Source organism: Rugamonas violacea (assembly GCF_016461825.1).
GTDB lineage: Bacteria > Pseudomonadota > Gammaproteobacteria > Burkholderiales > Burkholderiaceae_D > Rugamonas.
The window spans coordinates 41,855-54,373 of sequence record NZ_JAEMNU010000153.1 but is presented as its reverse complement, the minus strand read 5'-3'; the positions used below and the strand labels follow the sequence as shown (position 1 = coordinate 54,373).

Annotated in this window: 11 protein-coding genes and 1 pseudogene; 7 read left to right on the top strand and 5 right to left on the bottom strand. The window is 66.1% G+C overall.

Features of this window, described 5'->3' with window-relative positions; genetic code table 11:
• The first annotated feature begins 98 nt into the window (after window positions 1-98).
• On the top strand, window positions 99-2,411 hold the full coding sequence (locus H7U20_RS28705; protein WP_199762550.1) for a UvrD-helicase domain-containing protein: 2,313 nt from the start codon (window positions 99-101) through the stop codon (window positions 2,409-2,411).
• Between the two features lie 178 nt (window positions 2,412-2,589).
• On the opposite strand, the gene H7U20_RS28700 is transcribed toward H7U20_RS28705, so the two are convergent.
• From H7U20_RS28700 to H7U20_RS28690, 3 genes are all read right to left on the bottom strand, one after another.
• Complete coding sequence (locus H7U20_RS28700; RefSeq protein ID WP_199762549.1) at window positions 2,590-3,369, bottom strand: BPSS1780 family membrane protein; 780 nt, start codon at window positions 3,367-3,369, stop codon at window positions 2,590-2,592.
• The gene (locus H7U20_RS28695; RefSeq protein WP_199762548.1) at window positions 3,369-4,325 is read right to left on the bottom strand and encodes a homoserine kinase; all 957 of its coding nucleotides are present in this window, start codon (window positions 4,323-4,325) and stop codon (window positions 3,369-3,371) included. Before H7U20_RS28695 ends, H7U20_RS28700 begins: the two co-directional genes overlap by 1 nt.
• Before the next feature lie 74 nt (window positions 4,326-4,399).
• Window positions 4,400-4,909, bottom strand: a complete 510-nt coding sequence (locus tag H7U20_RS28690) for a hypothetical protein (RefSeq protein ID WP_233411164.1) — start codon at window positions 4,907-4,909, stop codon at window positions 4,400-4,402.
• A 164-nt stretch (window positions 4,910-5,073) separates the two neighbouring features.
• Here H7U20_RS28690 and H7U20_RS28685 point away from each other — a divergent pair, with 164 nt between their 5' ends.
• The 6 genes and pseudogenes from H7U20_RS28685 to H7U20_RS31050 form a co-directional block, all read left to right on the top strand.
• Entirely contained in the window at window positions 5,074-5,505 is a 432-nt protein-coding gene (locus H7U20_RS28685; protein WP_233411163.1) for an antitoxin Xre-like helix-turn-helix domain-containing protein, read from the top strand.
• A complete protein-coding gene (locus tag H7U20_RS28680; RefSeq protein ID WP_199762547.1) occupies window positions 5,502-5,972 on the top strand; it encodes an RES family NAD+ phosphorylase in 471 nt (156 codons plus the stop codon). The genes H7U20_RS28685 and H7U20_RS28680 overlap by 4 nt, the downstream gene beginning before the upstream one ends.
• Window positions 5,973-6,168: 196 nt before the next feature.
• The gene (gene polA / locus H7U20_RS28675) at window positions 6,169-8,955 is read left to right on the top strand and encodes a DNA polymerase I (protein ID WP_199762546.1); all 2,787 of its coding nucleotides are present in this window, start codon (window positions 6,169-6,171) and stop codon (window positions 8,953-8,955) included.
• Between the two features lie 393 nt (window positions 8,956-9,348).
• Window positions 9,349-10,023, top strand: a complete 675-nt coding sequence (locus tag H7U20_RS28670) for a ZIP family metal transporter (RefSeq protein ID WP_233411162.1) — start codon at window positions 9,349-9,351, stop codon at window positions 10,021-10,023.
• Between the two features lie 107 nt (window positions 10,024-10,130).
• Complete coding sequence (locus H7U20_RS28665) at window positions 10,131-10,412, top strand: hypothetical protein (RefSeq protein WP_199762545.1); 282 nt, start codon at window positions 10,131-10,133, stop codon at window positions 10,410-10,412.
• Window positions 10,384-10,647: pseudogene (locus H7U20_RS31050) on the top strand (type II toxin-antitoxin system RelE/ParE family toxin); the annotation flags it as partial. The gene H7U20_RS28665 and the pseudogene H7U20_RS31050, both read left to right, overlap by 29 nt.
• 47 nt (window positions 10,648-10,694) lie before the next feature.
• On the opposite strand, the gene H7U20_RS28655 reads toward H7U20_RS31050, so the two are convergent.
• Together H7U20_RS28655 and H7U20_RS28650 are read right to left on the bottom strand one after the other, a co-directional pair.
• Entirely contained in the window at window positions 10,695-11,546 is an 852-nt protein-coding gene (locus tag H7U20_RS28655) for a sulfurtransferase (protein WP_199762544.1), read from the bottom strand.
• A 12-nt stretch (window positions 11,547-11,558) separates the two neighbouring features.
• On the bottom strand, window positions 11,559-12,476 hold the full coding sequence (locus H7U20_RS28650; RefSeq protein WP_199762543.1) for a DMT family transporter: 918 nt from the start codon (window positions 12,474-12,476) through the stop codon (window positions 11,559-11,561).
• Window positions 12,477-12,519: the final 43 nt, after the last annotated feature.

The following is a 12,519-nucleotide window of genomic DNA, read 5'->3' as shown; positions in this document are numbered from 1 at the left end:
CCCCACCCCCCCCCCCCCCCCCCCCCCCCCCCCCCCCGCCGGGTTTGTGGACTGTACAAAACCACAGCGGTCGCGCGCCGGCCCGGTATAATCACGGCATGCACAATCTCCTTCACAACCTGAATCCCGAACAACTCGCCGCCGTCACCCTGCCGGCCCAGAGCGCCCTGATCCTGGCCGGCGCCGGCTCCGGCAAGACCCGCGTGTTGACCACCCGCATCGCCTGGCTGATCCAGACCGGGCAGGTGTCGCCGGCCGGCATCCTAGCGGTGACTTTCACCAACAAGGCCGCCAAGGAGATGATGACGCGCTTGTCGGCGATGTTGCCGATCAATACGCGCGGCATGTGGATCGGCACCTTCCACGGCCTGTGCAACCGCCTGCTGCGCACCCACTACCGCGACGCGGCGCTGCCGCAAACCTTCCAGATCCTCGATTCGCAGGACCAGTTGTCGGTCATCAAGCGCCTGCTCAAGGCCAACAACATCGACGACGAGAAGTATCCGCCGAAGACGGTGATGTACTTCATCAACAACGCCAAGGACCAGGGCCTGCGCGCCGACAAGGTCGAGGCCTACGATCCGATCGAACGCAAGATGGTCGAGCTGTACCAGATGTACGACGACCAGTGCCAGCGCGAGGGCGTGGTCGACTTCGCCGAGCTGCTGCTGCGCACCTTCGAGCTGCTCAGCCGCAACCAGCCGCTGCGCGAGCATTACCAGCAGCGCTTCAAGCACATCCTGGTCGACGAGTTCCAGGACACCAACGATCTGCAATACAACTGGCTCAAGCTGATGGCCGGCCATGGCCAGAGCAACGGTGGTGGCGCCCTGTTCGCCGTCGGCGACGACGACCAGAGCATCTACGCCTTCCGTGGCGCCAACGTCGGCAATATGAGCGCCTTCGAGCGCGAGTTCAAGGTGCAGAACCTGATCAAGCTGGAGCAGAACTACCGCTCGCACGGTCACATCCTGGACAGCGCCAACATGCTGATCGCCAACAACAGCAAGCGTCTGGGCAAGAACTTGCGCACCGACGCCGGCCACGGCGAGCCGGTCCGCATCTACGAGGCCAGCTCCGACTTGGCCGAGGCGCAGTGGATCATCGAGGAATCGAAGAGCCTGATCGCCGAGGGGGCCTCGCGCAGCGAGATCGCCGTGCTGTACCGTTCCAACGCGCAGTCGCGCGTGATCGAGCACGCGCTGTTCTCGGCCGGCATCCCGTATCACGTCTACGGCGGCCAGCGCTACTTCCAGCGCGCCGAGGTCAAGCACGCCATTGCCTATTTGCAATTGATGGACAACCCGCACAACGATTCGGCCTTCCTGCGCGTGGTCAACTTCCCCACGCGCGGCATCGGCCTGCGCTCGGTCGAGGCGCTGCAGGCGGCGGCCGACCAGTACGGCATTTCGCTGTACGCGGCGGTGCCGTATGTGGCCGGCAAGGCCGGCTCGTCGCTGGGCAACTTTGTCAAGCTGGTCGAGGGCGCCCGCTTCGAGACCCAGCAGATGCCGCTGCCGGAACTGGTGCGCGTGGTGTTGGAGGCCAGCGGCCTGCTGACCCACTACCAGACGGAAAAAGAGGGCGCCGACCGCATCGAGAATTTGGAGCAGATGGTCAGCGCGGCCACCCAGTTCGTCTCCGAGGAAGGCTTCGGCCAAGGCGCGCCGGCCCACTTGGGGCCGAAGTCGCTGGCCCAGGCCGGCGATGCCATCGTCAACGAGGACGGCATCGAGATCATCGACGCCGACGCCGCGCTGCCGACCGTGATGTCGCCGTTGTCGGCCTTCCTGTCGCACGCCTCGCTGGAGGCCGGCGACAACCAGGCCACCGTCGGCCAGGAAGCCGTGCAGATGATGACGGTGCACTCGGCCAAGGGCTTGGAGTTCAACAATGTCTTCATCACCGGCCTGGAAGAGGGCCTGTTCCCGCACGAGAGCAGCTCGCGCGAGGAGGGCGGCGTGGAGGAGGAGCGGCGTTTGATGTACGTGGCCATCACGCGGGCGCGCCAGCGCCTGTACATGTGCTTCGCCCAGACCCGCATGTTGCACGGCCAGACCCGCTACAACCTGAAGTCGCGCTTCTTCGACGAGTTGCCGGAGGAGTCGCTGAAGTGGTTGTCGCCCAAGGTGCAGTCGCACTGGTCGGCCAACAGCCGCAAGTCGGCCTGGGACGAGACGCCGCTGGTCGGCTCGGACAACGCCATCGCCCAGAAGCTGGTGCAGAAGTCGGTCAGCACGGGCGCCGGCTGGCGCATCGGCGAGTCTGTGGCGCACGGCAAGTTCGGCGAGGGGGTGATCGTCAACCTGGAGGGCAGCGGCAGCAACGCCCGCGCGCAGATCAACTTCGGCAGCCATGGCATGAAGGTGCTCGACTTGAGCATCGCCAAGCTGGACCGCTTGGGACGCTGATGGTGGTGGGGAGGGGCTAAGGCGCCGGTGGCGCTATGCGTACCCCCACGGCAAAGCCGGGGTCGGACCCCTCGGGGTCCGACCCCAGATTTACGTTTGGGGTTTCAGTTTTACACCTGGGGTTGCAGACTGACGCCTGGGTTTCCTTGCCGGCTGCGGGCGCGAGCCTGTCGCGGGCCTATTCCTCGTCGATCGGCAGCGGCGCCGGCGCCGCCTCCGGCTGCGGTGCGCCGAAGATCTGCCGGTAACTGGCGTAGAAGGAGCAATGCAGCATCACCGTCAGGATCACCGAGATCGGCAGCATCACCATCATCGCCGATTCACGCGCGCCGAACACGAGGATGACGACCTGGCTCAGCACCACGCTGATGCCGAACCAACCCAGGATGAAGACGACGAAGGCTTTCAGCGCGCGCAGCACGGCGAAGAAGCTGAAGAAAATCGCCTTGCCCAGGCTCATGTTTTGCCAGTAGATCAGCGGCGCGGCGAAGCAGAAGGCCATCGCGCCGGGGATGTAGATCAGCAGCGCGAGCAGCATCGCGCCGCCCAGGTTGGCGTTCTTGGCGGCGGCCGGTTCGATCTGGCCGGTGAGCAGCTTGAAGAACACGCCGTCGTCGGCCAGCGCGGAGACGCCCAGCGCCAGCGCGGCCATGGCCAGGTACAACAGGCCCAGCGTGAACAGGACGGCGAAGACCGGCTTGCGGAAGCCGATCAGCAGACGCTTCGGCGAGATGCGTTTGCCCTGCTCGATGTCGTTGCAGGCCTGCATGAAGGCGATCGAGAACACCGGCACCAGGATCACCGGCAGCAACTGGCCCAGCAGTGGCACGCTGCCGATCAGCAGCATGATCAGCATATAGCCGAGGAACAGCGTCGACAGGCCGCCGGGTTGTTGGCGGAACAGGGCGAAACCCTGTTTGACCCAATGCCAGCCGGTGTTTGCGGGGAGCTTTTCCATCAGAACAGCTCCGGCGCGGGAGTGGCGATGCGTTCGCGCAGGATGCGCTCGAAGTGCGCCGGATCGTGCGGCGTCAGCATTTCGGCCTCGCGCGGCAGGTGCAGGTCGTACAAGCGCGACAGCCAGAAACGCAGCGCGGCGGCGCGCAGCATCGGCTGCCAGGCGGTCTGCTCGGCGGCGGTGAACGGCCGCACGGCGTGGTAGGCGTCGAGCAGGGCGCGCACGCGCGCGGTGTCGAGCACGCCGCTGTCCAGGTCGACGCACCAGTCGTTGACGGTGACGGCGACGTCGAACAGCCAGGTGTCGCAGCCGGCGAAGTAGAAGTCGAAGAAGCCGGTCAGGCGCGCGCCGTCGAACATCACGTTGTTGCGGAACAGGTCGGCGTGCACCGGGCCGCGTTGCAGCGCGCGGTAGGTGTCGCAGCCGGCGAAGGCGTCCTGGAAGTGCATCTCGGCGCACAGCAGGTGGGCGTTGCTCTCCGACAGGAAGGGCAGCACCTGCGGCGTCGTCTCGTTCCACCAGTCCAGGCCGCGCAGATTGGCCTGCTGCAACGGGAAGTCGCTGGCGGCCAGGTGCATCTTGGCCAGCATGGCGCCGACGGCGGCGCAATGGACCGGCTGCGGCGCCATCTGCGAGCTACCGGCCAGCTTGCTGACGATGGCCGCCGGCTTGCCGTGCAGGGCTGCGATCAGTTCGCCTTGCTGGTTGGCCACCGGCGCCGGCACCAGCACGCCGCGCTCGGCCAGGTGGTGCATCAGCTTCAGGTAGAAGGGTAGTTGCTCGAAGGACAGGTTCTCGAAGATCGTCAGCACGTACTCGCCGCGCTCGGTGCTCAGGAAGAAGTTGCTGTTTTCAATGCCGGAGGCGATGCCTTTGAGGGCCAGCGCCTTGCCGAGGGGGAATTGCTTGATCCACTGGCTGACGTCATCCAGGGTGACCGGTGTAAAAACTGCCATGGGGAAGCGATTTTATAGGTTCGGTAAAAGGGCGCGCCGCAAGTTGCGGCGCGGGAGGGCAGGGCGAGGGGGGCTTACTTGGCCGCCGGCGGTGCCGACTCGTCGGCCGCGCCGTCCTCATCCTTGGACTTTTGTTTTTTCTTGCCGAGGTCAAACTCTTTCACGGTCCACATCGGGCCGCGATTGGCGCTGCCGGTGGCATCGCCGGGCAAGGCGGTGCCGATGGGATTGTTGGGCTTCAGCGTGTAGCTGCTTTTGCCGCTTTTGACCTTGACTTCGGTCACCCGGCCGCCTTCGCGTTTTTCGGTGATTTGCTTCTCCGCCGCCGGTTTGGCGTTGACCGTGATCGGGTCGTCGGCGACTTCTTCGATCTTCTCCAACTTAGGCGGCGCGTCGCTCGGCGACTGGGCGTGGGCCGTCGCGGCCAGCGCGCTCAGGGACAGAAGGAGGACTTGCCAGAGTTTGGAGTTGCGCATCATGGTGAGGAATCGCCTAAGTAAGAGCACTGCGGATATCTTGGTATGGACCATTGTAACAAACTGACACGCCGCGCTGTTTTTAATGCGCGATTTTGGCCGGCGCATGGGGCCGGCTGCGGCACATGTTTGTCATAGTGTTAATTTTTCGTGTTGGCATGGCATGGCCGGTCCGACCTTTGTCGACGCGCAAAGCCGGCGGCCGTTTGCTTGCCATTTGTCTCGATTGAGCTAGGCTGATAGCTTGATGGGACAGCCGAGGGGCGGGCGCGATGAAATTGGCCGACGAAAATGTCTACCTGATGAATGCGGTGGACCGCATCGAATTGATACGGCGCGGCGTGCCGGCGGCGCGCCTGGCCGTGCTGTCCGTCCAAATGGGCATACCCGAGGGACGCTTGCTGGCGCTGCTGGGCATGTCGCGCGCCACGGTCAGCCGCAAGGCAAGGGCGAAGCAGCCGCTGCCGCCGGAGGACTCCGAGCGCGTGCTGGGCGTCGAAGCGCTGATCGGCCAGGTCGATGCCATGGTGCATGAATCGGGCGAGCCGGTGGGTTTTAATCCGGCAACATGGGTTGCCAACTGGCTAGCCGAACCCGTGCCCGCGCTCAACGGCCGCACGCCGGCCAGCTTTTTGGACACCGTCGAAGGGCAGAAACTGCTCTCCAATTTGTTGGCTATGGCACAAAGCGGCGCCTACGCATGACGGCCAGCGTATGGCGCATCGCGGTCGAGGCGCCGGCCTATTCGGCCAACGACGTGAGTGGCGCCGGCGCGGCGCGCTCCGGCGGCAGGTGGAATAGCCGCCGCACGGCGATGGTCTATTGCTCTTCCAGTATCGCGTTGGCAATGCTGGAAACCCTGGGCTTTGCGCGCACAGCAGCCCTGCCGCTTAATCGCTTTCTCGTGAGAATCGACATCCCCGACCTGGTTTGGAGCCGGCGCGAAGTCCTTGCCCCGCCGCCGGGCGGCTGGGATGCCGTGCCGGCGGGCCGTGCCAGCATGGCGGCTGGGGATGCCTGGGCATCGAGTCGACGCTCCGCGCTGTTATTAGTGCCGTCGGTCATCGTGCCGGAGGAATTCAATGTGTTGTTGAATCCAGGCCATGCCGATGCCGTCGCGATTGTGGCGACGACCGTCCGGCGCTGGGCTTACGATGCCCGATGTGTTTGACGCCCCGTCTTGACGCCCCGTCTTGACGCCCCGTCTTGACGCCCCGTCTTGACGCGGTGTTTTGACAAGGCCAGCCACCCGCCGGCAGCGCCGTCCCAAACTCTGCGATAATGGCAGACACGCTATATTGCACGACACACCCGATTCCCCACCGCCAGCCGCCCCTGTGCGCGGCCGGCCACACTCCATTGGCATTATGCATAAGACCCTGCTGTTAGTTGACGGTTCCAGTTACCTCTATCGCGCCTTCCACGCGCTGCCCGACCTGCGCAGCCCGGACGGCCATCCGACCGGCGCCATGCACGGCATGGTCAACATGCTGCGCCGCCTGCGCGCCGACTATCCGGCCGCCTTCATCGCCTGCGTGTTCGACGCCAAGGGCAAGACCTTCCGCGACGACATGTACCCGGAATACAAGGCCACGCGCGCCTCGATGCCGGACGACCTGCGCCTGCAGATCGAACCGATCCACCTGGCCGTCAAGGCGATGGGCTGGCCCATCCTGATGGTCGAGGGCGTCGAGGCGGACGACGTCATCGGCACCTTGGCCGTGCAGGCGGCGCTGGCCGACATGGACGTCGTCGTCTCGACCGGCGACAAGGACCTGGCCCAGCTGGTCAACGGCCGCGTCACGCTGATCAACACGATGAGCAACGAGAAGCTCGACGAGGCCGGCGTGCTGGCCAAGTTCGGCGTGCCGCCGAACCGCATCATCGACTACCTGACCCTGATCGGCGACACCGTCGACAACGTGCCCGGCGTCTCCAAGTGCGGCCCGAAGACGGCGCTCAAGTGGCTCGGCCTGTACGACAGCCTGGAAGGCGTGATCGCCAACGCCGCCAGCGTCGGCGGCGCGGTCGGCGAGAACCTGCGCAAGGCGCTGGACTGGCTGCCGCAGGGCCGCGCCCTGATCACCGTCAAGACCGACTGCGACCTGTCGGCGCACATGGCGACGATCACCGAGTCGCTGCAGGCGCGTGGCGAGGACGGCCCGACGCTGGTGGAGTTCTTCGCCAAGTACGGCTTCAAGACGCTGCTGCGTGAATTGGGCGGCGTGGCCGGCGCCGCGCCGGCCGCCGGCAAAGCTTCGGCCGCGCCGGCCGCAGCGGCCGCCAATGGCGGCCCGATCGCCGCCGCCGCCTCGCTCAACGGCGACCTGTTCGCCGCCCCGCCGGCCGAGCTGAAATACGAGACCGTGTTCAGCGACGCCCAGCTCGACGCCTGGATCGCCCTGATCGACAGCGCCGCGCTAACCGCCGTCGACACCGAAACCACCTCGCTGGAGCCGATGACGGCGCAGCTGGTCGGCATTTCGCTGTCGGTCGAGCCGGGCGTGGCCGCCTACATCCCGCTGGCCCACGCCTACGCCGGCGCCCCCGAGCAGCTCAGCCGCGAGCATGTGCTGGCGCGCCTGAAGCCCTGGCTGGAGGACGCCAACAAGCCGAAGGTCGGCCAGAACCTGAAGTACGACAGCCACATCTTCGCCAACCACGGCGTGAGCTTGCGCGGCATCGTCCACGACACGCTGCTGCAGTCCTACGTGTTCGAATCGCACCGCAGCCACGACATGGACAGCCTGGCGCTGCGCCACCTGAACGTGACCACCATCCCCTTCGTCGACGTGTGCGGCAAGGGTGTCAACCAGATCACCTTCGACCAAGTGGAAATCGCCCGCGCCACCGAGTACGCGGCGGAGGACGCCGACATCACGCTGCGCCTGCACCGGACGATGATCGAGGAGGTCGAGCGCGACGACAAACTGAACTTCATCTACCGCGAGATCGAACTGCCGACCGCCGTGGTGCTGCAGAAGATCGAGCGCAACGGCGTGATGATCGACGCCGGCCTGCTCGACATCCAGTCGAACGAGCTGGCCGCGCGCATCAAGGAACTGGAGTTGAAGGCCCACGAGCTGGCCGAGCAGCCGTTCAACCTCGGCTCGCCCAAGCAGATCGGCGAGATCTTCTTCGAGAAGCTCAAGCTGCCGGTGGTGAAGAAGACGCCGAGCGGCGCGCCGTCGACCGACGAGGAGGTGCTGCAAAAGCTGGCTGAGGACTTCCCGCTGCCGAAGGTGCTGCTGGAGTATCGCGGCCTGGCCAAGCTGAAGTCGACCTACACCGACAAGCTGCCGAAGATGATCAACGCGACTACCGGCCGGGTCCACACCAACTACGCGCAGGCGGTGGCGGTGACGGGCCGGCTGGCCTCGAACGATCCGAACCTGCAGAACATCCCGATCCGCACCAAGGAAGGCCGCCGCATCCGCGAAGCCTTCATCGCCGCGCCGGGCAGCCACATCGTCTCGGCCGACTATTCGCAGATCGAGCTGCGCATCATGGCGCACATCTCCGGCGACGAGAACATGCTGCGCGCCTTCGCCGAGGGCATCGACATCCACCGCGCCACCGCCGCCGAGATCTTCGGCGTGCCGGCGGCGGAGGTCGACAGCGAGCAGCGCCGCTACGCCAAGGTCATCAACTTCGGCCTGATCTACGGCATGAGCGCCTTCGGCCTGGCCGGCAATTTGGGGATCGAACGGGCCGCCGCGCAAAGCTATATCGACCGCTACTTCGCCCGCTTCGCCGGCGTGCGCATGTACATGGAGGACACGCGCCAGCAGGCCAAGGCGCGCGGCTATGTCGAGACGGTGTTCGGCCGCCGTCTGTGGCTGCCCGAGATCAACTCGCCCAACGGCCCGCGCCGCCAGGGCGCCGAACGGGCCGCGATCAACGCGCCGATGCAGGGCACGGCGGCCGACCTGATCAAGCTGGCGATGATCGCCGTGCAGGGCTGGCTGGAACGCGACGGCCTGCAAACCCGCATGATCATGCAGGTGCACGATGAACTGGTGCTGGAGGTGCCGGACGCCGAGCTGGCGCTGGTGCGCGAAAAGCTGCCGGAGCTGATGGCCGGCGTCGCCGCGCTGAAGGTGCCGCTGACGGCCGAGGTGGGCGTCGGCAAGAACTGGGACGAGGCGCACTAAGGCAAGCCAACGGCGCAAGCCGGCGGCGCAAGCCAACGGCGCAACCCAACGGCGCAACCCTGGGGTCAGACCCCTCGGGGTCTGACCCCGGCTCTTTGCCGCTGGGGTTGGCCGGCGTCACCGACTCGTTGCCGCTGGGGTTGGCCGGCGCCACCGGCTCTTCGCCGCCGGGGTTGGCCGGCGTTTCCGGCCCAATTCCGCTCAATTTCGCGCTAAATTCGGCAAGAATCCGTTCCGGGCGGTAAAATGTCGCCCCGGACCCGTTCCAGGCAGGCATAACAAGAGGTAAGCAAAATCGATCCCGTACTCATTTCCATTCTGCTGGCGACCACCGTCGCCGGCGTCGTCAGCATTTCGGCCGCTGCGGTATTTTCGTTCGCCCTGCTGTCGAAGATGGTCGAGCGCATGGTCAGCCTGTCGGTCGGCATCATGTTGTCGACCTCGCTGTTGCACGCGCTGCCCGAGGCCTTCGAGTCGCAGGCCGACCCGCGCAGCCTGTTCGCCACCCTGCTGGCCGGCCTGCTGGCCTTCTTCATGCTGGAAAAGCTGGCCATCCTGCGCCACTCGCACCATCACGAGGGCGACGGCCACCACCACCACCACGGCCACGACAAGCGCGAGGCCGGCAAGGCCGGCTGGATGATCCTGGTCGGCGACGGCATGCACAACTTCACCGACGGCATTCTGATCGCCGCCGCCTTCCTGGCCAATCCTGAGCTGGGCCTGGTGACCGGCCTGGCCATCATCGCCCACGAGATCCCGCAGGAGATCGGCGACTTCATCGTGCTGCTCAACGCCGGTTTCTCGCGCACGCGCGCCTATGTGTTCAACCTGTTGTGCAGCCTGATGGCGGTGGCCGGCGGCGTGCTCGGCTATTTCACCCTGGACCGCGCCAGCAACCTGATCCCCTACGTGCTGGTGTTCGCCTCGTCGGGCTTCATCTACATCGCCGTCAGCGACCTGATGCCGCAGATGCAGCGCCGCGCCACGCTGCGCGAGACCATCCCGCAGGTGCTGCTGATCGCCCTCGGCGTGGTCATCGTGCTGTTCCTCACGCACGGGCATTGAGACGGTCGAAGCTTGTGGCCGCTCAAGCCGGGCGCCGCAGAGTGACTTGACCGGCCCGCCGCCGGGAGTATGATTTCAGTTCGCAGCCCATGTTGGAGCGACGGCCCATGTCTACCAAACAAAAAGAATTGCAAGATGGATTGGCGAACCTGTCCGCAGAGGATAGGGCGCGTCTGTTGACGCTTGCCGCGCTGGCGGGAACGCCGCTGGACGAGTTGTTGCCGCTCGTCTTGCGCGACGGTTTTGCCGAATGTGAAGAAAGCCTGCTGGTCAGCTTGGAGGCGGAAGTTTATTTCAAAACCCATCGCGGTGTGGATGATGCGGAAGTGATGGCGTCCGCTGAATGTCTTATCGATACCCATGCCAAACGGCAACGGCGAACCGGCTAAGCTGGTCGTGCGCTGGTTGCCCCGAGCGCAAGAATCGTTCATCCAAACCATAGACCATATTGCCCGGCAAGACGCGCGGAGTGCCGCGCTGATCGTTGAGCGCGTGCGGAAAACGCTGGCTATCCTGGCCCGGCAGCCGGGTATCGGCACGCCCACTATCAGGGCGGGAACCTGGCGCTTTCCAGTTCCCCGCACCGGTCATGTCATTGCGTACCAAGTCGCAGATGGCGAACTCAGGGTCATCCGCTGGTCACGCCAGCGCCGCCGGGGGGGCGGCTTAGCTCAGGCGCCGGTCGCCACCGGCCGCGCCGGGTCGGCGCACCATTCGCTCCACGAGCCGGGATACAGCGCCGCGCCGGGCAGCTTGGCCACTTCCAGGGCCAGCAGATTGTGGCAGGCGGTCACGCCGGAGCCGCACTGCATCACCGCGTCGGGCGCCGAGTCGAGCAGGGCGGCGAAGTCGTGGCGCAGCTCGCGCTCGGTCTTGAAGCGGCCGTCGCCTGTCAGGTTGTCCTTGAAGAAGCGGTTCTTGGCGCCGGGGATGTGGCCGCCCACCGGGTCGATGGTCTCGTTCTCGCCACGGTAGCGGTCCGCCGCGCGGGCGTCGATCACGGTCAGCTCGCCGCCGTGCAGGTTGTCGAGCAGCTCGGCCGCCGTGACGGTCTTGGCCAGCGTCGGCTTTTCGGCGATGTTGCCGCGCGGCCGAGCCGCCAACGGCGTCACCAGCGGCAGGGCGGCGCTCTGCCAGGCGGCCAGGCCGCCGTCGAGCACCGCCACGGCCGGGTGGCCGATCCAGCGCAGCAGCCACCAGAGGCGGGCGGCGAACATGCCGCCGTGGGCGTCGTAGGCCACCACTTGGCTGTTGTCGTTGACGCCCCAGGCGCGCAAGGTCTCGATCAGCGCGGCGCGGTCGGGCAGCGGGTGGCGGCCGCGAAACTTGCCGTCGGCGCCCACCTTGGCGCCGGACAAGTCGCTCTCCAGGTCGGCGAACTGGGCGTTCTGGATGTGGCCGATGGCGAAGCCGTCGCGCCCCGCGCTCAGGTTCATCAGGTCGTGGCGGCAGTCGAGCACGACCCAGTCGGGGTCGGTCAGGTGCTGCGCCAGGGTGGTGCTGTCGATCAGGGTGGTGTGCATGGGGGACGCTCCTTAAACTTCGCTGGCGATGGGATCGGAGGCGGCGATGCTCTTGCCGCTGTTGCGGTTATTGTAAAACGTTGCGGCGCTGCCGGAGGCGAGAATGATCAGGATGCCGGCCCAGCTGTGCCAGTCGAACACGTCGCCGAACACCAGCACGCCCCAGACGCTGGAGAAGACGATGCCGGTGTACTGCAGGTTGGCCACCACCAGGGTCTTGCCGAGGCGGTAGGCGCGGGTCATCGCCATCTGCGCGGCGGTGGCGCAGAGGCCGATGCCGAGCAGCAGCAGGGCGCCGTGCAGGCTGGCGATCGGGTGCCAGACCACCGGGCCGGCGCCGGCCGCCAGGATGTGGCCGGCCACGCCGGCGGCCAGGTTCATCACCGAGAAGTAGAACACCACGCGGTATTCCGGCTCGCCGGCCAGGCCCAGCTTGCGCACCTGCATGTAGGCCAGCGCCGACAGCACGCTGGAGCCGAGCGCGATCAGCGCCGGGGTGAGCAGATTGGCGGCGAAGGCCGGTTGCAACAGCAGGGTGACGCCGGCGAAGCTGGCGGCGACGGCGGCCATCAACTGCCATTCGACCCGGTTCTTGCCGTGCCACCAGCCGGCGGCGAAGAGGAACACGGCGATCCAGATCGGCGCCATGTAGTTGAGGGTCATCGCCGTGGCCAGCGGCAGCTTGGCGATCGAGTAGAACCACAGCCACAGCGAGACCACGCCGACCACGCCGCGCCACAGGTGGGCGTAGGGCATGCTGGTGCGCAAGCTGCCGCCGTGCAGGCGGATCATGCAGAACATGACGCTGACGCCGACGATGCCGCGGTACATCACGATCTCCGAGGTGGAGAACTGGTCGGAGGCGAGCTTGACGCAGACGCCCATGGCGGCGAACAAGAAGCTGGCTAACAACATCCAAAGCGAGTGCATCGACATCCTGGTTCTGCCGGCGTGCGGCCTGTTTTTGCCCGCT